Genomic DNA, 21,216 nt, shown 5'->3' on the forward strand with positions numbered 1-21,216 from the left:
ATAAGCTCCTTTACTTTACCCCTTTCCTGTCTTTTATTTTGATGCGATTACCCTGTAAAGTTGCAGAAACAGTAGCTTCCTTGAAAAGAAAAATATTTTCCTGACCTTTACATTTCACAGAGTAAGTTTATGGCTGACGTTTCATACATCATTTGTACCTATAATAATGCCTCGCTCCTGTCAGGGTGTATTTTATCTATTCTGAATCAAGACTATACAGATATTAACTCTGTAGAACTAATCGTCGTTGATAACAACTCCATAGACGAAACAAAGAAAGTTGTTGAAGAATTTCAGCAGACTAGTAAATTCGTCAACATAAATTATGTTTTAGAAAAAAAGCAAGGAGTTGGATACGCCAGAATCACTGGAGCAAAAAAAGCAAAAGGAGAATTTTTAATTTATGTAGATGATGATATTCGCCAAAAGCCAAACTGGTGTAAAGAAGCCCTCAGATTTTTTCACAATCATCCCAAAGCCGGCCTAGTCGGCGGTCGCATTGCCCTAAAATATCTAGTTCCTCCAACACCGACTGTACAAATGTGTGAAACCGTTCTTTGTCGTATGGACTTCGGCTCAGAGGAACTAGAAGCTTGGTCTGGTAAAGGAAATATCTATCTCGTTGGAGCAACATTTGCTTGTCGTAGAAAAGCCTTGTATGAATCGGGTTGGATTGAAAACCCTGTCCTCATAGGACGAACAGGAAAAAATTTAACCTCCGGTGAGGACACGGAGATTTTTTTTAGGATTAAAAATCAAGGATGGGAACTTTGGTATTCTCCAAACTTAGGTGCTACCCACGAAATCCCAGAAAAGAGAATGACAGTCTCCTACCTTTGTCAGTTACATCGCAATATATCGAGGAGTAGTGCACAACTGCGAGCTTTATATTCATATGGTGAAGTCTCCGTAGGGACTCAAGCTCTAAATCTAACGAAAGATCTATTTAATCTTGGTAAACGCTCCATGGCATGGCTGATAAAAGATATGTTGTTAGGGAAAAATATCGGCAATAAGAGGTACATTCAAATTTTTGAAACCTATGGAAGAGTCGAAAGCTCTTTTGCATATCTATTCGAAGATAAGAGCAAATACCATATTGAAAAAAAACAGTCTAAATAATATGCTCGGAGATGTATGCTTTCTATAAATTCGAGTTATTAAAATTGCTAAATGAAAAGAATTTATCTTGCAATTCAACATTCATTAAACCCTCGCTTTTATTATGGAAAATTATGGATAGATAATTTTGTGCCTGCTCTGGAAAATTTGGGCTATGAAGTTGTTATCTCAGCTGTTGACTTATTACCGGCTAGCCATTTTATGGGGGTAAAAAAGCCTTTTACTTCGGAAGAGTTGGCGATGCGCTCAAAGCTCACGGAACAAATAATTAATGAGGTTAAAACAGTTCATCAACAGCAGGGTATCGATCTGTTTCTCAGTTATTTTTACGATTCTCATTTTGATCCAAGTGGCTTCGATGAAATAAAAAAATTAGGCATTCCTATTGTCAACTTTTACTGCAATAGCATTTATCAGTTTGAGCTTGTTGAAGAAATTTCAGCAGCAGTAGATTTTGCTTGGCATGCAGAAAAGCATGCGCGGGATTCATATTTGAGTGTCGGAGCAAATCCGATTTGGGTGCAAATGGGAGGTAATCCGGATTTGTATGCTCCGGTAGCGGTCAGCAAACGTACTAAAAAGGCTTGTTTTGTGGGTCAGCGGTATGCGGATCGGGCGATGTATCTGGCGGCTTTAGTGGATAATCAGGTGCCGGTAGATATTTATGGGAATAGTTGGGGCTGGACTCCTCCTGAAAATGAGGCGGCGATCGCCCCCCCAAAACCCAAAGAACCTTCTATCGAACCGCAGGATGCAATACCAACAGGCTCCTATTTAGGTCGTGAAATTCCGCAACTAGGGGGATTAAAAAGTTACCTCAATGTTATTAGTGAAACATTAAATGAGCGCGGCTTAATCAAAGGCTGGGCTAATGTTTTTGAACAATTTCTTTATCGTCAACAAAATCAGCAGCTCATTGCCAAATTAACCAGTTCGGCAAAGGGCTTTGCGGAGAGTATTCCTGAGACTTTTTCGTCCTATGAAGTGGTGCTAAATTTTAGTAATGTCTGGGGCAATGGTCGTCCGGGTTCTGGGTTGATTCCCCATGTACGTTTGCGGGATTTTGAAGCACCTTTATGCCGGAGTTGTTATCTGACGGGCTATACCGATGAAATTACTGAGTTTTATGAAATCGGCAAAGAAATTGACACCTATAGCTCCCCTGAAGAACTGGTGGAAAAAACAAAATTTTATCTAGAACATCCAGATGCGGCAGAAAAGTTGCGGAATGCAGGATATGAGCGGGCTTTGCGAGACCATACTTGGGAAAATCGTTTTCGAGAACTTTTTAGTAAGATTGGGCTTAGTTAATGTTTGGAGCTTGTGATGGCTGAAATTTTGCCAATATCGGCACTGATTCCAACTCGTAATCGTGCAGTGGTTTTCCGCAGAACCTTGGAAAGTCTTGGGCAACAGTCGGTTCAGCCCGATGAAATCGTGGTAGTGGATGGCTCGGATGATGAATCTACGGCAGTAGTCTGTCGTGAAAAGATTGCTAATTTGGAGACTAAAATTCGGTATTTTCGTGCTGATAAGCTTGGGGCTGCGGTGCAACGAAATCAGGCGATCGCCGAAGCAACCCAAGAAGTGATTTGGCTACTAGATGACGATATTCTACTAGAGCCCGAATGCCTACAGCGACTATGGACAGCCCTCCATTCAGATCCAAAAGTAGGTGGCGTTAACGCCATGATTACCAATCAAAAATATACGCCGCCCGGTCGCATTAGCCGTCTGCTCTACGAGATTTTGTCAGGTCAAAAGCGAGAAAGTTATGCCGGACAATGTCTTGGCCCTGCGCTAAATTTGTTGCCAGAAGATAGAGAAGAACTACCCGAAGTTGTACCCGTTGACTGGTTAAATACCACCTGCGTTTTATATCGTCGCGAAGCCTTGCCAGAACCTTTATTCCCTTCAAATTTTAGGGGTTATTCTCTCATGGAAGATGTCACTTTATCTTTGACAGTGGGAAAAAAGTGGCAGTTGTTGAATGCTCGAACAGCAAGGATTTTCCATGATAGTCAGCCGGGTGATCATAAAAATAGCCAGAAAGTTTTGGCGCAAATGGATTTGGTGAATCGTCACTTTGTCATGACTAAAATTCTAGAGCGTCGGCAATTATCTGATTATTTTAAATTAACTCTCCTTCAGCTTTTTTCTATTGCTGCGTTATTTGGTTCCCAAGGAAATGTTAAGGATTTACCGGCCGTTGTATCGGGAAAAATTGCAGGGTTATTTGAAATTTTAAATTCTACTAAAACCCAAAAACATTCGCCGAGCTGAAATGAATAATGATTGATTTGTTAGAGCGAATTTATACTGGTTTATTGTCCCGTTACCGGAATAACTATTACAAGCTACGGGGAGTCCATTTATCTGGCTATTCACGGCTGCAAACTATTGAGATTCCGCGTAATTTTGATGATATTGAAATTCATGAAAATTGTGCCTTAGATCGAGGTGTAACGTTACTGTGTAGTGGTGAAAAAACGGATAAACCTAAAATTCAAATCGGTGCGCAAACCTATATCAACCGCCATTGTTTTTTTGATGCTGCAAAATTAATTGTGATTGGCAAAAATTGCGGTTTTGGACCTGGTTGCTACATTACCGACCATGACCATGGTTTAGACCCGGCGTTAGCACCACTGGAACAAGAGTTAATCTCTAAAGAAACCATTATTGGCGATCGCGTTTGGATTGGGGCAAATGTCACGATTCTCAAGGGTGTAAATATTGGTGATGACGCGGTTGTGGGTGCTGGCAGTGTGGTCACAAAAGATATCCCGGCGCAGGCGATCGCCGTCGGCAATCCAGCAAAAGTATTACGGATAAAGGGTCAGGAAAAATGACGATTTGCGATATCAGTGTGGTCATCCCAACTTACAAGCGACCCGATGATTTGGTGGTTGCCATCGAAAAGATTGTCGCCTGCGATCCCCAGCCAGCGGAGATTGTGGTGCACATTGACTACGGTGAAACGGTGACTAAACCAGTCCTTGACAAGCTAAACTACGACTCGATAGATATTGTGATTATTGAAGGCGATCGCCGCGTGGGGCCGGGAGGAGGTCGGAATAAGGCCATAAAAAAAGCAAAACATAACATTATTGCGAGTTTTGATGATGATTCTTATCCCCTAGACAAAGACTATTTTGCACGGCTATTAAGTCTGTTTGAAAAATATCCAAAAGCAGCAGTGATTGGCGCAGCAATTTATCACAGAGATGAAACCATTTTGCCGGAACGTCATGAAGCTCAATGGGAACATTCTTTTGTGGGTTGCGGTTGTGCCTATCGCAGAGAATTATTTCTTAATACGGGGGGTTATGTTGAGCTACCTGTCGCCTATGGCATGGAAGAAGTCGATTTATCTTTGCGTTTATACGACCAAGGTTGGCGTGTTTTGGTGAGTCCTTGGTTGAGGGTTTTTCATGATACAAATTTAGCGCGTCATGGTAATCCGAAAATTACAGCAGCGAGCATTAGCAATCAAATTTTATTGACCTATTTAAGATATCCTGTATTACTGTGGTGGATTGGTATTGGTCAGACAGTAAGTCGTATTTTGTGGCTAATCCGGAATAATCGTTTTGCAGGGATTGGCAAAGGACTGATCAATATTCCAAGCCTAGTATTTGATAATCGTCAATATCGCGCTGTCGTTAAAGCAAATAGTTTAAATGACTTTTTGAGATTAAAACGTCAACCGATTCCTGAAAAAATTACTTAAATAGCTTAGGTTTAATCACTATTTTTGATCTTTTAGCGCATTGGATTTATCTGTGACACACCCAACAAAAAATGATACAACATGGTTCTGTTGTCAGCTTGGGGCAAGGGAACATTACTCAATTCCTAGAGCCTTAAAGCAAGCGGGTCAACTAGGAGCTTTGCTGACGGATGCTTGGGTACAGCCTGAGTCTCTAGTGAAAAAAATTCCGGTTAGTAGTTTAAAAAGTTTGGGCGATCGCCACCATCCTAACCTATCAAATACTGAAGTTTATAGCTTTACCAATCAACTGATTTTATTTGAAGTACAGCAACGTTTACAAAGAACTGAATCTTGGCCGAGAATGATTTCTCGGAACAATTGGTATCAAGGACAAATTATCAAAAAGCTCAAGCAACTCTCAAGTCAAAATCCTCACCACAAAAAGATTTTATTTTCCTATAGTTATGCGGCATTAGAAATTTTTAAATATGCAAAATCCCAAGGCTGGCAAACTATTTTAGGTCAAATTGATCCCGGAGTTGAAGAGGAAAAAATCGTTATTGAGGAATTTCAAAAAGACCAAACTCTTGCTCCTGATTGGCAGCCTGTACCGCAAAAATATTGGCAAGATTGGCAACTGGAATGTGAGCTAAGTGATCGTATTTTAGTGAATTCTGAATGGTCGAAAAAATTATTAGTTAAAGGTGGTGTTGAGGAGACGAAAATTAAGGTTGTGCCGCTAGTTTATCAAGCCCCTAAAAATGTTGATGATTTTACACGAAAGTATCCGGCGCAATTTACGAAAGAGCGACCTCTACGGGTTTTATTTTTAGGATTAATTACGCTGCGGAAAGGGATTCGGGCTTGTTTAGAGGCGATCGCCCCATTGGTTGACGATGAAACCATTGAGTTTTGGTTTGTGGGCAGCCAACAAATTAATATTCCAGAAGAATTTCACAATCGAAAAAATATTCACTGGGTCGGCTCAGTGCCCCGTAGTGAAACCGCAAATTATTACCGACAAGCGGATGTGTTTTTATTTCCCAGTTTATCCGATGGTTTTGGCCTCACTCAGCTAGAAGCCCAAGCTTGGCAACTGCCAATTATTGCCTCAAATCGTTGTGGTGATGTGGTGACAGATGGTGAGGATGGGGTTGTTTTATCGGATGTTAGTGGCGAAGAAATTCGGCGATCGCTCCTGCAACTGAAATCCCAACCAGAGCTTTTACAAAAATTTGCTGATGCTATTCAACCGAAACCGCAATTTTCCCTTGAATATTTAAGTCAATCCCTCCAAAAACTCACTGTATCAGCCTGAGAATTCTCCGATAAAATAACAGCGCGGTATTCCATCAATTTATGAGCCAGTCACCCATTCGAGCCACGTTTTATTCAATTTTGCCCTCGCCCTATCAGCGGGATTTATTTGCGGCGATCGCCGCCCGCCCTGATATTGATTTGCAGGTGAAGTACCTCGAAATGACGGTGGATGACTCGCCATGGCCGCAAAAAGAATTGCAAGCTTATGAATCCGTTTTACCCGGTAAAGATCTGCGGTGGGGTTCCTCGCGCTTCCATATAAACTGGCATTTGCCAAATTTTGCCGACACCGATGTGGTTGTACTCAATGGCTATCAAAGCTCGGTATCCCAATGGATTCTCCGTACCCAAGCTGGCAAAATTCCCTGTGTGTTTTGGGGTGAAAAAATAGTCGGTGCTGCAACCGGCGTAAAAGGAAAAATGCAAAAAAACTTTGCTGATTCTCTTAGTAATTGTCAGGCGATCGCTGCCATTGGTGCTGCTGCCGTAGAAGACTACAAACAGCGTTATCCCAACATGCCCGTTCATCCCATTCCGTACTACTGCACCCTCAGAAACTTTCAAGATAATATTCCCCAACGTCCCAGAGACCCCATTAATATTTTCTTTTGTGGTCAGATGATTGCCCGCAAAGGCGTTGATCTATTGCTACAGTCCTTTTCCCAAATTATTGACCAAGGTTTTAACGCCACATTAACCCTTGTCGGTCGTGAGGCTGAACTGCCGGAATTTATGGCAGCGATTCCAGAAAAAACCCAAGAAAAAGTAATTTACAAGGGATTTCAAGCCCCTGAAACCCTACCGAAATTTTTTAATGAAGCGGACATTTTTGTTTTGCCCAGTCGTTACGACGGTTGGGGTGTCGTTGTGAATCAAGCTGTTGGGGCGGGATTGCCGATTGTTTGTTCTGATGCGGTCGGTTCGGCAGCTGATCTTGTCAAAGATAACGGCATAATTTTTGAGGCAGGCAATCAGGCAAAACTCTACGAAGCTCTACTGACCTACATTAGCAATCCAGAAAAATTAACCGCTGCCAGCAAAGCGTCCTACGCAAATTCGGCTGACTGGTATCCGGAAGTTGGGGCAGAACGCTGGGCTAATTTGTTTCGTCAGGTGCTGGCGTAAATTTAGTAAATTTAGGGATGAATCATTGTTTGAGTTCAAGGATCATGCTGTCACGGGCGGGTAATTTCAGCGCAAGTTGGTTCTTCGTTAGCTCACTGCCGTTACCGTAAAGGGTGGCGATCGCCTCAAATTTTCCTAGAGAATCTAGCGACACTTTACCGTGATAATTTTCTAGTCCAGCATTAACAAAAACGAGAATCGTTTGGGTAAAATTCTCTGTTTGGAGTTGACGACTAAACCCGTAAACTTTGCCCTCTGCGAGCAGAAATTTGTAAGTACCGCGTTGTAGCGCAGGGAAACGCCGTCGCAACTGAATTAACTCGCGATAACACTCGGTAATGTCCGGTTGCCAATCGTTTTCGCGGGGGAAAACCCGCCGACAATCGGGATCAATACCGCCCCCTAAACCCACCTCATCACCGTAATAAATGGAGGGCGCACCGGGAAAAGTCATGAGCAAAACCGCACACAATTTCACGCCTGCAATGGCGGTGGCGATCGCCCCTTGTTTTTCAGTTTCACCGCCGAGAACCGTGAACAACCGTGCAACATCATGGCTCGACAAAAGATTCATTTGGGTGAGCTGAATTTCCCAATCGTACAAGCCCAAAAGATGCTGAATGCGACGGTCATATTCGGCGGCATTAATCGGTTCATATTGACGGTGAAAAGGTTTTTCCATCAGTTCGGGCACGATATTTTCGCCCCCCGCAAAGGCGATCGCCTCTCTGGTAAACAGATAATTCATTACGCCATCAAACTGTGTGCCGTCCAGCCACGGGCTGGCATCAAACCAAATTTCGCCGACAATATAAAGATCAGGATTGATTTTTTTGAGGCGATCGCGAAACTCCTGCCAAAAGCCCTCCACTTCAATTTGCTCCGGCACATCCAACCGCCAGCCATCGATACCAAACTCCGCCCAATATTCCCCGACCCGCATAATATATTCCCGCGCCTGTGGATTCTCATGATTAAACTTGGGCAACGAGCGATTATCAACCCAGCCCACATAATTCGCCGGAAAATTACCGTCATAGGCAGACACCGGCCAATCCGTCACCTGAAACCAATCAAGCCAAGGAGAATGGGGGCCATTTTCGAGGATGTCATTAAAAAAGAAAAAGCCGCGACTAGCATGGTTAAACACACCATCTAAAACAATTTTCATGCCCCGTTTGTGAGCCGCATCCAGCAAAACTTTGAGGGCACGATTGCCGCCTAACATTGGGTCAACTTGATAGTAATCGTGGGTGTGGTAGCGGTGATTACAAGCAGACTGGAAAATTGGTGTGAGATAAATGGCTGTAATGCCGAGATCTTTGAGATAATCCAGCTTTTCGATTACGCCCCAGAGGTTGCCACCCTTATAACCCTGTAGCGTTGGCGGACTCTCCCACGGTTCAAGGGGCACTTGCATCGCGGGCGAAGGAGTGGGCGGTTCGGCTTTGGCAAAACGGTCTGGAAAAATTTGATAGAAAACCGCTGATTTAACCCAATCTGGTGTCTGAATCGACATATTTCACCCTACATTTACAGCTAATGTCTAGGGTAACGAAGGCTCCCAGAGATTCAAGTCGGTAGCGGCGATCGCCCTCTGGGAAATCTCGCAACATTTTGTCGTAAAGAAAATAATCAACGGCTGGAACTTTAAAATAGGGTTTATTTTAAAAATTCTTTAATTCGCTCAAAATTTAATTCGCCCAAAATCTTTATACCCCACAAGCTATGACTGCAAGTACGCCTACCAAGGAAACTGACTTTCGTTCTAAATTAGTGAACCGTATTTTATCGGTGCGTCCCCTTGCCGACTTTGCGAAAAATCGTGCTCGCCACATGATGATTACCCGGGCGGAAAAGTTGGGTGTGCCTTGGCGGAAAACGGTTGCAGAACTTCAACAACGCAATTGGCAGCCGGATCTGGAAAAAATCACAAATTCTAATCTAAAATATCCCGACTATTACACCACTTCATTCCACGCCTACGATGAGGGTAATCTCGGTTGGGAACCGGCGTTAGAAGTTGAATGTGCCTCAAAAGCTGTGCATTCTACTTTGTTTGGGGAGCCGACAATTGAGGGCGATCGCCTATTGCGAGAGAGCTATCACAACATTCTCAAGGCACAATTACCCGAAGCTCCTGAAACCATTGTCGATATTGGCTGTGGGGCTGGTTTAAGTACAGAGGCATTGCAAGAACTTTTTCCCGACGCGCAGGTGACTGGGGTTGATTTATCGCCCTATTTTCTCGCAGTGGCAAGTTATCGTACGGCTCAAGCTGAAAAGCAATTAACTTGGCTCCATGCGGCAGGGGAAGCGACGACTTTGCCGGACAATTCTGTTGACTTGGTTTCTTGTTCTTTGGTGTTTCATGAGTTGCCCCAGAGCGCGGCGATCGCCATTTTTAGAGAAGCAAAACGCATCCTCAAACCCGGTGGTCACTTTGCCATGATGGACATGAATCCCCAGGCGGAAGTGTATCGCACGATGAAGCCTTATATTTTGACGCTGTTGAAAAGTACCGAACCCTATCTTGATCAATATTTTGCGTTAGATGTGGGAACAGAGCTGGTAAAAGCTGGGTTTAATGCGCCCTATTTGGAAGAAAATACCGCTCGCCATCGTACGGTTATTGCTCAGGTAAAAGGCTAAACCATGACCCAAAATGTGGTGATTTTAGGGGCTGGGGTTGTAGGGGTGGCGATCGCCTACGAGTTGAGTTTGCGCCCAGAATTTCACGTAACTTTGCTCGATACTCAGCCGCCAGCTCAGGGTTCAACGGGAGCAGCGCTCGGAGTTTTGATGGGGATTATTAGCCGCAAAACCAAGGGTCGAGCATGGCAATTGCGGCGGCGGAGTATGATACGCTTTCCTGAGTTGTTGCAGGAATTAGAGCAAGCGGGATGTCCTGTTCCCCACAATCCTGACGGCATTTTAAAACTGTTTGACGCAGAGACCGATGTTTCAAAGCTCGAAAATCTGCAACAAAAACGCCACGATGGGGGATGGCAATTAGAGCTGTGGGATCAAGGCAACATTAACGAAACCTGTCCGCAAATTACCGAAAATATTTGTGCTGGTGCGGTGTATTCTCCCGAAGATTTTCAGGTGCAACCCGTTCCTTTTGTGCAAGCTTTACTCGAAGTTGCCCAGCAAAAGGGTATTGAAACAGCCTTTGAAATTGAGTCCCCAAAATTAAATTTTGATGGGGGAAATTGTGTCAGTGTCACGGCCGGCGATCGCCTTTTTTCCTGTGATTGGTTAATTATTTCGGCGGGGTTAGGCTCCCTTGAAATTACAAAACCATTGCTGGCAGACTTCCAGATGAAACCTGTTTTGGGACAAGCCTTTCATGGGAAAATCCCCAATTACCAAGCCCCTGATTTTCAGCCTGTGGTCAGTTATAACGATGTTCATGTTGTGCCTTTAGGGGATGGCGAATTTTGGGTGGGTGCAACGGTGGAATTTCCTGACGATGAAGGCAATTTGGCAGCAGATCAGGACTTAGCTCAAAAAGTATGGGAGGCGGCGATCGCCTTTTATCCGGCTCTGGAAAATGCGGAGATTTTGCGCCATTGGTCTGGTCAACGTCCCCGTCCGGAAGGACAAGGCGCACCCGTAATTCAGCCATTACAGGGCTATCAAAATATTTTGTTGGCAACAGGACATTACCGTAATGGTGTGTTGCTGGCTCCGGCAACTGCCCTGAAAATTTGTGACTGGCTACTGGCTCCGGAAACGATTCCCCGTTAACCATTGCCGCGTCCCGAAAAATTGGCAAGCATAACTGGCAACCTCGGCTGCCGATCTCAAAGCTGTTGCAAAGTCTTGTTGGAGAATGTAATGGCAAAATGCGCCGTGGAAAATGTCGCCTGCCCCTAACGTATCCACAACTTTAGTTTTTGGGACTGGAATTTCACCGTGGCGATCGCCCTGCCACCAGCGAATTGGATCTTGCCCTTGAGTAATCGCGATTGATTTAACCCCTAAATTTTTTAAAAAATCCACAACCTCATTTTGAGTTTTACAGTTGGGCGGCAGAAAATTATTAGAACAAATGGCAAAATCTGTATTTTTGAGAACCGTTTCAAAGTTGGGTTTCCAGCTCCCGCCATCCACCACCACCGGAATGTTTTTTTCTCGACTTTGCTGGGCGATCGCCGCGCCGATTTCCATCAAATGACCATCAATTAACACCACATCAAAATCCTCTAAAGGCGGCATTAAATGCTCAAAATTATGCGGAATAAATCCCTTGGTATTGCGGGAAATAACCGCGCGATCGCCTGTGGATTTGGTCACGATAATCGAAGAAAGAGGTGGTTCATATGCGCTGTTTTGAGCTGTGTCAATAATTTGAAGACCGTATTTTTTTAGTTCCTCACCAAGGAGTAAACCGAATGTTTGCTCGCCTAAAAAACTCAGTAAAGTCGCCCCTGAACCGAGATGATGACAGGCGATCGCCGCATTTGTTGCCGGGCCACCCGCCGTAAAGCAATAGTCTAGAGCCTGCACTTTTTCATTCCCTTGGGGGGGACGATGGGCTAAATACAATAAATCCCCGGTCATTAACCCCACAAATAATCCTCTGTGTTTCATTGCCACATTTTTAAAATGACTTTTGTTTCTAGAACTAAACTAGTATTGCTCGCAGATAGTATAAATTCCGCATTCTCTTATGACTGATGGCACGCTCTACCTAGTCGGCACTCCCATTGGGAACCTCGACGATATGACCTTTCGGGCGATCGCCACCTTGAAAGCCGTGGATCTCATTGCCGCAGAAGACACGCGCCACACAGGAAAATTACTGAAGCATTTTCAAATTACAACGCCCCAAATCAGTTACCACGACCACAATCGTCAACAACGGTCGGGACAGCTCATCGAAAAATTACAGACAGGCACAGCGATCGCCCTTGTGAGCGATGCGGGGATGCCGGGCATCAGCGATCCCGGCTATGAACTTGTCGTTGCGGCGATCGCCGCAGGGATTACCGTAATTCCCATACCGGGTGTGAGTGCGGTGCTCACCGGCTTAGTGGCATCGGGGTTATCACCAGAGCAATTTGTCTTTGCCGGATTTTTACCCAATAAAAAAAAGCTCCGTTTACAGCAGCTAGAGCAATTAAAAACAGAACCCAAAACAATTGTTTTCTACGAAGCGCCCCACCGCGTCCTCAAAACGCTGCAGGAATTTCAAGATTATTTTGGCGGCGATCGCCCCATTGTCTGCGCTAGAGAACTGACGAAACTCCACGAAGAATTTTGGCGAGGAACCATTCAGGGGGCGATCGCCCACTACCAAACCCAAGCACCCAAGGGAGAATTTACGCTGATCGTTGCAGGTCAATCACGCACCGAAACCACAGAAATTACCGATGCGGAGATTCTAGAAGAACTTCAAAAACAACTTGATGCAGGCGTTAGCCCATCCCAAGCTAGCCGTTTACTCGCCAACGAATTACAAATACCCAAGCGGCGTATCTATCAACTCAGTCGAAACTTAAACGACTCCAAAAATTAACTCTTCAGTCGATGGCACTTATTAACGTCAGTTCGGGTTAAGGAGTGATCTGAATGCCTTGAAGACACAGGGACATTGGGAGAGGGGGACGCGGGGAAGGAGAGACGCGGGGAGGGAGTAAAACATTCAAATGCGCATTTTTTGACTCCTAGAATTTTTGGATGAACAATCGCCCCATCCCTCGCTCTCCCTGTCGCCGCGTCGTCATTCCAGACCATGCTTAAACCGAACTCAGGTTTTATTAAGAAGCCGTTCGTTCAATCCGCGTTGCATCATCAGCAAGGGCTTGGTAGGTAAACTCTTCCACTGCGCCCGGTTCACCCAAGGGCTGAGGTGTTTCGTTATTGATGGTAATGAGGACAGCACCAGCATTACCTGTGCGAATTTTGATACTTTCATCGACAACCCATTGCCTTTCGGTTCCTTCCGGTAATGTCCCTTCAAAGGCTGTTTCGCCATCGACTTCGACGCGCATCCAAGCCGACTCTTGGGTTTTAATATCGACAACAACGGATTCTACTGGGCTCGTGATAGATTTTGGCAAACTATCGACTAAAGCTGTGCCCGGATTAACCGATGCTTGGGAGGTCGGCACGGGAGCGGTAGGGGCTTGGATAGGAGGCGTATCAGGCGTAACTTCGGTGGGCGTTTCTAACTGTGGATCAAGACTGAGTTGTGGCGATCGCAGATTATTCGCAAGGGACTGTACAGTCGTCACGATAACGACCAAATACACGACGTAGAGGTGTACTGGACGGAGGTGAAACTGTAGTGATAGCCGTTGCCAGAAAGGTAATTTCCAACCGTGGGGATTTTCGTCTATGGGAAATGTCAAGGCGATCGCCTGGGCATCAAGACCGAGGCATTCTCCATAGCGTTGGAGCAAACTCCGAATATAAACAGGTTCCGGTAATCTATCCAGCGCTGCCTCTTCGATATGTTGAAGCAGAGTGGCACGAATTTTTGTTTGGCGCGCGACAAAAGCAAGGCTCCAGCCTTTGGCAAGACGGGCATTTTGGAGCAGACTGCCGATTTCAGTAAGGCGCTCTTGCTGCTGAATCAAAATATTCGAGGTGGTCTCCTTCATACTGAATGCTCCCGGTGCGAAACGGGCAATTTTGGTGAGGCTTGAGGGTGAATATGTTGTTGGAGTTGATGAAGTTCGATGGTCGTCAGAGGACGGGATTGACCCCGTTTGAGATTCCCTAAATGAATATCGCCGATGGCAAAACGATGCAGACTAATCACGGGATAGCCAAGCTGTTCGGCGACACGGCGGATCTGACGATTTTTTCCTTCGGTAAGCATAATATCAACACAAGTTTTATCTTGGTTAACTTTTTTTAGCGTAATTTCCGCCGGAAGAGTTTTTCTGCCATCGAGCATTACGCCATTACGCCACTGGGTAAGGATGCTATCGGGAACTCGACCCTTTAGCCAAACGCGATAACGCTTGCTGACATGATAGCGGGGATGGGTGAGGGCGAGCGTTAAATCACCGTCATTGGTGAGCAGCAGGGCACCAGTAGATTGGGCATCAAGTCTACCAATGGGGTGCATTCCTTGTCCTTCCTGTAAGTTTTGAGGCAATAGTGTCAGAACTGTGGGGCGATCGCGGGGATCGCGACAGGTAGAGACTACTCCTTTTGGCTTATGAATCAGATAGTAATGATTATGGGGACGGTGGCTGGGGCTGATTTTTTTGCCATCGACACAAAGTTCGTCGATGCTGGGATCAGCACGGTCACCTAGTTGGACAGGTACGCCATTGAGCGTAATACGTCCAGCGGTAATCATTTTTTCTGCACTACGTCGGGAAGCGATTCCCCAATGCGCAAGGATTTTTTGGACTCTTTCCGCCATTTAGGTATTGACAAAACTGCTTTTTTCGGGATTCTCTTACTAGCCTTCACAAATCTTAGCAGGCATCGGTTGCCATGAACGTGGGTTTTTGATACTAAATTTGTTTTTTATGGGGTTCGTGCTGTGGTTCGTGATGATGTGATGGGTGAATCGGTGCTAAGGGGTTGTGTTAGTCTGTTTTGCCTGTACCACCGCACATGGGGCAGGTTGATTCGTATTGGCTTTTGCCGACACAGTCGCGAATTGGCACATAGCCTTTGCCTTCGCAGGGGTTGTCATGGTGTGAGGGGCATGGGGGTTTTTTGAATATTACAGAAATAATTTAGTTGTGGCGGGCGGCGATCGCCCACTAATTTAGGTTTTAATAAAAAATTCCGAACTAAAGCAATAAAAACATAATGAGCGCGCAAGTAATGTCTTCTGTGTGGCAATTTTGGATTGATCGGGGTGGCACATTCACCGATATTGTCGCGAAATCCCCAACGGGCGAGCTTATTACCCATAAATTATTGTCGGAAAATCCTGAGCTTTACCCCGATGCGCCGGTGCAAGGTATACGAAATATTTTAGGTTTAGCGTCGGATGAAGCGATTCCCCTAAATCAAATCGAAGTGATCAAAATGGGGACAACGGTAGCAACGAATGCCCTACTGGAGCGGAAGGGCGATCGCCTTGTTTTGGTGATTACGCAGGGATTGCGAGATGCGCTGCGCATTGGCTATCAACATCGCCCAGATATTTTTGCGCTCAATATTCAGTTGCCGGAAATGCTTTACGAACAGGTTATTGAAGCGGACGAGCGGCTCGATGCCCATGGTGACATTCTTCAACTTTTAGATACGGAACAGATTCGGCAGGATTTACAAAGGGCTTTTGACTTAGGCATCCGCAGTTGTGGTGTGGTGTTGATGCATAGTTATCGCTATCCAGATCATGAGCAAAAAATTGGGGCGATCGCCAAAGAGATTGGTTTTACGCAGATTTCACTTTCCCACGAAGTTAGTCCGCTGATGAAGCTCGTTAGTCGCGGCGATACAACGATGGTGGATGCTTATTTGTCACCAATTTTGCGTCGCTATGTTGATCAAGTGGTTGGCTTTTTACAGGAAAAAGTCCCCCTTACAAAGGGGGATTTAGGGGGATTCTCCGTCGGTTACGACAACCCAAATAATCCTCTCCAGCTTCCCTTGTCAAAGGGGGATTTAGGGGGATTCTCCATCGGTTATGACAACCCAAATAATCCTCTCCAGCTTCCCTTGTCAAAGGGGGGAGGAAGAGATATCAATCTCATGTTTATGCAGTCTAATGGGGGTTTGGCAGAAGCAAGTCAGTTTCAAGGGAAAGACAGTATTCTGTCGGGGCCAGCGGGAGGGATTGTGGGCGCGGTAAAAACGGCGGCGATCGCCGGATTCGAGAAAATTATCACCTTTGATATGGGGGGCACTTCGACGGATGTGGCTCACTACGATGGCGAATATGAACGGAGCCTAGAAACAGAGATTGCCGGGGTGCGGCTGCGGACACCGATGATGGCAATTCACACCGTGGCGGCGGGGGGCGGTTCGCTGGTGCAGTTTGACGGGGCGCGGTTTCGAGTGGGGCCGGAGTCGGCGGGGGCAAATCCGGGGCCTGCTTGTTATGGCAAAGGCGGTGAGCTGACGGTGACGGATTGTAATGTGATGCTCGGCAAAATTCAGCCAGCGTTTTTCCCGAAGGTGTTTGGGCGTAATGGTGATCAACCTTTAAATAAAGAAATTGTTCTGCAAAAATTTCAGCAGTTAGCAAAAAATCTTGGTCAAGACGCAGAAGAAATTGCCGCCGGATTTTTGGCGATCGCCGTGGACAACATGAGCAATGCCATTAAACAAATTTCCCTCCAACGGGGCTACGACATAAGTGACTATACGCTGTGTTGTTTCGGCGGGGCTGGCGGTCAACATGCCTGTGGGATCGCCGCAACTTTGGGGATGAAACGGATTCTCATTCACCCCTTTGCGGGAGTGCTGTCTGCCTACGGGATTGGGCTGGCGGAGGTGCGGATTCTCAAAGAAAAGTCATTGGAAATGCCCTTAAATCCGGCTCTAATCGCAACGCTCCAGCAAGAATTTTTACAGTTGCAAGATCTTGCCCAACAGGAATTAGCCCAGCAAAAGGTGTCGTCGGAGGCTTCCCAAACTCAGAAAAAAGTTCACCTAAAATATCAGGGGACAGATTCCAGCTTAATTGTGGATTTTGATGAATTAGCACCGATGCGCCAAGCCTTTGAAACCCTTCATCAGCAACGCTACGGGTTTACCCTGCCAGACAAACCTCTAATCGTTGAATTGGTTACTCTCGAATTAATTTGTGAAACTCAAACGGCAACTGAGAAAGAAATCACTCGGCGATCGCCTCATCCTCCAAAACCAGTGGAAACTGTGCAAATGTACAGCGGAGGTCAATGGCGAGATACCCCAATTTATTTACGAGAAAACTTACAACCCGGCGATGTAATTTCTAGCCCAGCGTTAATCATTGAAAGCACCGGAACAAACGTGATCGAATGGGGTTGGCAAGGAAAAGTTACTGAATACAACCATCTCGTTCTTGAAACAGTGAACAGTGAACAGTTATCAGTTATCAGATATCAGATATCAGACATCAATGAACCGGATCCTGTGCAGCTCGAAATTTTTAATAATCTTTTTCGGGCGATCGCCGAGCAGATGGGCGTGACCTTACAAAATACGAGCTACTCGGTAAATATTAAAGAACGCCTCGATTTTTCCTGTGCAATTTTCGATCAGGAGGGTCATCTCGTTGCCAATGCGCCCCACATTCCGGTGCATCTGGGATCAATGAGCGAAAGCATTTACAGTCTCATTCAAGCGAAGGGAAATGACTTAAAACCGGGCGATGTGTATATGCTTAACAATCCCTACAACGGCGGCACACACCTCCCCGATGTTACTGTTATCACCCCTGTTTTCTCTCCGGAAGTCCCCCTTTCAAAGGGGGATTTAGGGGGATTTCCCCAACCACTTTTCTATGTCGCATCCCGTGGACACCACGCCGATCTTGGCGGCATTACGCCGGGATCCATGCCTCCCCAAAGCCACACCATTTCTGAAGAAGGCATCCTCATCGACAATTTCCAGCTGGTTAAAAACAACATTTTCCAAGAAGCAGCCGTTACTCAATTATTCACCGAAGCCGAATACCCCGTCCGCAATCTCACCCAAAATATTGCCGATCTCCAAGCCCAAATTGCCGCTAACGAAAAAGGCGTTCAGGAGCTGCATCGTATCGTCGCTCAGTATGGCTTAGAAACGGTGCAAGCCTATATGCAACACGTTCAGGACAATGCCGAAGCTGCCGTAAAAAAGATTATCCCGACCCTGAAAAATGGTGAATTTAGCTTGGAGCTGGATGGTGGCGATCGCCTATCCGTCTCTATTCAAATCGATCATAAACAAGAAAAAATCACCGTTGATTTTACGGGCACTTCTCCCCAATCAGAGACAAATTTCAATGCCCCGAAAGCTGTTACCCAAGCGGCGGTTTTGTACGTTTTTCGCACCCTTGTCCAAGACAATATTCCGTTAAATTACGGCTGTCTTAAACCCATTAAGGTAATTGTCCCTGAAGGCTGTTTACTAAATCCCGTTTACCCCGCGGCGGTCGTGGCGGGCAATGTGGAAATTTCTCAAAACATTACCGATTGTCTTTATGGCGCGTTAGGGGTTTTAGCCGCATCCCAAGGCACGATGAACAATTTTACCTTTGGCAATGAAAAGTACCAATATTACGAAACCATTTGCGGGGGATCAGGTGCAGGGCAAGGCTTTCACGGCACAGACGCTGTGCAAACCCATATGACCAATTCCCGACTCACTGATCCTGAAGTGCTCGAATGGCGTTTCCCTGTGCTTTTGGAAGAATTTTCGATTCGTAAAAATAGTGGTGGCAAAGGCAAATTTCACGGTGGTGATGGAGTGAGTCGTCGCCTACAATTCCGTGAACCGATGACTGCAGCCATTTTATCCAGCCGCCGTAAAATCCAGTCCTTTGGCTTAAACGGCGGTAATTCAGCAAAAACTGGTGAAAATAAATTAATTCGCGCGGATGGTACAGAATCTCAATTAGATTCAACCGTTGAAGTGGAAATGAAAAGCGGCGATCGCCTAGAAATTAGAACACCCGGCGGTGGCGGTTACGGTAAGCCTGATTAGATGCCTTTTGCGCCGGAAATATTAGTTTCGATGTCAACGTAAGCAAAATAAAACTTTGTGCCAGTCAGATCCGCGTCCCGTAAATTTGTGCCGAGCAAACTCGTGTTAGCGATCGCCGCATTTGCCAAACTACAACCTCCTAAATCGGCGTGGTCAAATTTTGTGTTTTGCAGCTTGGCATCACTAAAATTCGACTTACAAAGATTGACCCCAATCAACGTTGCACAGGATAAATCAGAACCCGCAAAATCAATCCCGACATGATGATAAGAATAACTTTTGCCAGAGGCGATATTACTGCCGTTGAGGTTTGTGCCGACCAACTGTGCTTGGGTAAAAGTTGTCCCCTGCAAATTGGCGTTGGTCAGTTCAGCTCGACCGAGATCCGCTCCAGAAAAATCGGTATCACTCAAATTGGCATTTTCCCAATGGGCATTGGCTAAAGTGACTTCGGTAAAAACACTTTTTTTCGCCTTCGTATTGGTCAAAATCGCGCCAGAAAAATCAGCTTTGTGACAGTGAGTATCGTCAAGATTTCCCTCGAGCCATTGCACCTGCTTTAGACTTGCCGCACAAAAAATCGCCTGCTGTGCATTAGCGTGATTTAATGTCGCTTTATCAAATTTTGCCTCGGAAAAATCACTCCCTTTAAAGCTGCCGTCAATCCACTGCACGCTATCGAGATTTGCCCCAATAAAACTGGCCTGATCGGCGATCGCCCCCGACAGATCCGCCTCCGACAAATCCGCCCCATCAAGGTTCGACCCCGTAAGCTGCACACCCGCCAACTTTGCCTTGTGGAGTTTTACCCCCTGTAAATTCGTCTCACTCAAATCCGCACCACTGAGATCAACGCCACTTAGATCCGGCACATAGGTTTCACATTGGCGAAATAAATTCCATGCTCGAATACCCGCCTCTCCAGCTTGTAATAGCCGTACTGCTCGCGCCGTTGTAATCGTCTCTTCGTTAGTCGTCGTCGTGTAATGGGGTTGCTCGGCTGCTGCCGTTGTTTTTCGATGTTGTAAAAGTGCTAGATCAGCTTCGATCTGTGCTCGCAACTCACGGGAATGGACAACAGCTAATGCCTGCTTTAAATAGGTTTCGACAAGGGATAGATCCTGCACTTCGACGGATTCGGACAAGGCAACAGCCAGCGCATATTGCACCTCTGCAAGAATATCGCCACATTCACTGTCTTCTGGAAACAACCCATACAAATTTTTGGCGATCGCCACCGCCTGCTCCAGTTCCCCCAAATCACAAAAATAATCAATCTCCCTAATCAATGCCTGACGGCGATCGTCATTCAGAGAATCGTCATAAACCTCCCGTTGAGACGGCTCAGACAGAATTTCGTAGATCAGATTAAGCTCTTTCAACCTTTCCTCAGCCAACTGACGTAGAGATTGTGCCGTGTCACCACTGAGTTTATCTGGATGAATTTCTATGGCTTTTTTGCGATATGCCTGCTTAATTTCTTTCTGGGTCGCACTAACCGGAACCCCTAAAATCTCATAATAGTTCACGGCAATAACCCTTCCCCTGAGCCAGAACCCAGACAATTTAATAAACTTTTTTTCGATGTCGTCAATTGCTGCGATCGCCGTAGTTGCTCATGAAACGTCATCAGCAAACCCACTTCCCCCATACAAATCCCAATCAACAAATCCACCAAATCATTAATATGAGCCAAGTTCAGGTAAACACCACCCGTTTCCCGTGCCATCTCCCGGAAAACCCGTTCCGTATCCCGATGCCGACCACACTGAATCGCATAAAGCTTAATGCCCTTACGCTTCAAAACCTGAACCTCTTGCCGCCAAAAATGCCCATATTTACAATTTTTTACCGAATCAATCACACCATGGGGCGGTGCATCCCCAATCAGGGCGATCGCCCGCCTACTCCCCAGCCGCCAATCCATCTGATTTGCCCGAAACAAAGCCTCCTCAATGGCCTCAGGAAAATCACCACCATCCGTTTTTTTAGTGCCCAGAAGAAACCGAGAAACCTGACTAATATCCGCAGTAAAATCCAAACCCCTTGTCACGTAGGTAGTCCTTGCATCACAATAGTCCCCGTAGGCTAAGACCCCTACCCTTGACTTCGGAATGTAATCCCGAATCACCTGCGACAAGTGAGATATCTCACCGCGTACCCGTTCCAAAAAACGGTACATACTACCCGTCGTATCAAAACAAAACAAAATATCTAGAGATGCCACCCGAGATAATGTCGGAACAATTTCATCCCCTAGTTTGCCATTAGCGCAATAACGCATCACATTATGACTTCGGCGTAAGTAGGACATTGCATACCCCAAGCCCTAA

Annotated in this window: 17 protein-coding genes; 11 read left to right on the forward strand and 6 right to left on the reverse strand. The window is 45.8% G+C overall.

Going from position 1 to position 21,216, the window contains the following annotated elements:
- The first annotated feature begins 129 nt into the window (after nucleotides 1–129).
- From NIES208_RS00530 to NIES208_RS00560, 7 genes are all read left to right on the forward strand, one after another.
- Nucleotides 130–1,122, forward strand: a complete 993-nt coding sequence (locus tag NIES208_RS00530) for a glycosyltransferase (RefSeq protein WP_075888637.1) — start codon at nucleotides 130–132, stop codon at nucleotides 1,120–1,122.
- Between the two features lie 129 nt (nucleotides 1,123–1,251).
- Entirely contained in the window at nucleotides 1,252–2,433 is a 1,182-nt protein-coding gene (locus tag NIES208_RS00535; RefSeq protein ID WP_171971681.1) for a glycosyltransferase family protein, read from the forward strand.
- 15 nt (nucleotides 2,434–2,448) lie between these two features.
- Nucleotides 2,449–3,405, forward strand: coding sequence for a glycosyltransferase family 2 protein (locus tag NIES208_RS00540; RefSeq protein WP_075888641.1), 957 nt, complete (start codon nucleotides 2,449–2,451; stop codon nucleotides 3,403–3,405).
- Between the two features lie 8 nt (nucleotides 3,406–3,413).
- The gene (locus tag NIES208_RS00545) at nucleotides 3,414–3,974 is read left to right on the forward strand and encodes an acyltransferase (protein ID WP_075888643.1); all 561 of its coding nucleotides are present in this window, start codon (nucleotides 3,414–3,416) and stop codon (nucleotides 3,972–3,974) included.
- Nucleotides 3,971–4,855 (forward strand): glycosyltransferase family 2 protein, encoded by an 885-nt coding sequence (locus NIES208_RS00550; RefSeq protein WP_075888645.1) that lies wholly within the window; start codon nucleotides 3,971–3,973, stop codon nucleotides 4,853–4,855. The genes NIES208_RS00545 and NIES208_RS00550 overlap by 4 nt, the downstream gene beginning before the upstream one ends.
- Nucleotides 4,856–4,907: 52 nt before the next feature.
- Nucleotides 4,908–6,155, forward strand: a complete 1,248-nt coding sequence (locus NIES208_RS00555) for a glycosyltransferase family 4 protein (protein ID WP_084176486.1) — start codon at nucleotides 4,908–4,910, stop codon at nucleotides 6,153–6,155.
- A gap of 41 nt (nucleotides 6,156–6,196) precedes the next feature.
- Nucleotides 6,197–7,282, forward strand: a complete 1,086-nt coding sequence (locus NIES208_RS00560; protein WP_075888649.1) for a glycosyltransferase family 4 protein — start codon at nucleotides 6,197–6,199, stop codon at nucleotides 7,280–7,282.
- Nucleotides 7,283–7,304: 22 nt separating this feature from the next.
- Here NIES208_RS00560 and NIES208_RS00565 read toward each other — a convergent pair whose 3' ends face one another.
- On the reverse strand, nucleotides 7,305–8,801 hold the full coding sequence (locus NIES208_RS00565) for a glycoside hydrolase family 13 protein (RefSeq protein WP_075888651.1): 1,497 nt from the start codon (nucleotides 8,799–8,801) through the stop codon (nucleotides 7,305–7,307).
- A gap of 209 nt (nucleotides 8,802–9,010) precedes the next feature.
- Here NIES208_RS00565 and NIES208_RS00570 point away from each other — a divergent pair, with 209 nt between their 5' ends.
- Complete coding sequence (locus tag NIES208_RS00570; protein WP_075888653.1) at nucleotides 9,011–9,934, forward strand: class I SAM-dependent methyltransferase; 924 nt, start codon at nucleotides 9,011–9,013, stop codon at nucleotides 9,932–9,934.
- 3 nt (nucleotides 9,935–9,937) lie between these two features.
- Nucleotides 9,938–11,035 (forward strand): NAD(P)/FAD-dependent oxidoreductase, encoded by a 1,098-nt coding sequence (locus tag NIES208_RS00575; RefSeq protein WP_075888655.1) that lies wholly within the window; start codon nucleotides 9,938–9,940, stop codon nucleotides 11,033–11,035.
- On the opposite strand, the gene NIES208_RS00580 is transcribed toward NIES208_RS00575, so the two are convergent.
- On the reverse strand, nucleotides 11,006–11,881 hold the full coding sequence (locus NIES208_RS00580) for a PfkB family carbohydrate kinase (RefSeq protein WP_075888657.1): 876 nt from the start codon (nucleotides 11,879–11,881) through the stop codon (nucleotides 11,006–11,008). The genes NIES208_RS00575 and NIES208_RS00580 overlap by 30 nt on opposite strands.
- Before the next feature lie 79 nt (nucleotides 11,882–11,960).
- On the opposite strand from NIES208_RS00580, the gene rsmI reads away from it, so the two are divergent.
- Nucleotides 11,961–12,809: a 16S rRNA (cytidine(1402)-2'-O)-methyltransferase gene (gene rsmI, locus NIES208_RS00585; protein ID WP_075888659.1), complete on the forward strand. Its 849-nt coding sequence runs from the start codon at nucleotides 11,961–11,963 to the stop codon at nucleotides 12,807–12,809.
- A 241-nt stretch (nucleotides 12,810–13,050) separates the two neighbouring features.
- On the opposite strand, the gene NIES208_RS00590 is transcribed toward rsmI, so the two are convergent.
- Both NIES208_RS00590 and NIES208_RS00595 read right to left on the reverse strand, forming a co-directional pair.
- Nucleotides 13,051–13,896: a helix-turn-helix domain-containing protein gene (locus tag NIES208_RS00590; protein ID WP_075888661.1), complete on the reverse strand. Its 846-nt coding sequence runs from the start codon at nucleotides 13,894–13,896 to the stop codon at nucleotides 13,051–13,053.
- On the reverse strand, nucleotides 13,893–14,672 hold the full coding sequence (locus NIES208_RS00595) for a pseudouridine synthase (RefSeq protein WP_075888663.1): 780 nt from the start codon (nucleotides 14,670–14,672) through the stop codon (nucleotides 13,893–13,895). The genes NIES208_RS00590 and NIES208_RS00595 overlap by 4 nt, the downstream gene beginning before the upstream one ends.
- Nucleotides 14,673–15,085: 413 nt before the next feature.
- Between NIES208_RS00595 and NIES208_RS00600 the strand changes: the two genes are divergently transcribed.
- On the forward strand, nucleotides 15,086–18,883 hold the full coding sequence (locus NIES208_RS00600) for a hydantoinase B/oxoprolinase family protein (protein ID WP_139324949.1): 3,798 nt from the start codon (nucleotides 15,086–15,088) through the stop codon (nucleotides 18,881–18,883).
- Here the strand turns inward: NIES208_RS00600 and NIES208_RS00605 are convergent.
- Nucleotides 18,880–20,412, reverse strand: a complete 1,533-nt coding sequence (locus NIES208_RS00605) for a pentapeptide repeat-containing protein (protein ID WP_075888667.1) — start codon at nucleotides 20,410–20,412, stop codon at nucleotides 18,880–18,882. The two genes, NIES208_RS00600 and NIES208_RS00605, sit on opposite strands and share 4 nt — an antisense overlap.
- Entirely contained in the window at nucleotides 20,409–21,197 is a 789-nt protein-coding gene (locus tag NIES208_RS00610) for a vWA domain-containing protein (RefSeq protein ID WP_084176474.1), read from the reverse strand. The genes NIES208_RS00605 and NIES208_RS00610 overlap by 4 nt, the downstream gene beginning before the upstream one ends.
- Nucleotides 21,198–21,216: the final 19 nt, after the last annotated feature.

This window comes from [Limnothrix rosea] IAM M-220 (assembly GCF_001904615.1).
GTDB lineage: Bacteria > Cyanobacteriota > Cyanobacteriia > Cyanobacteriales > MRBY01 > MRBY01.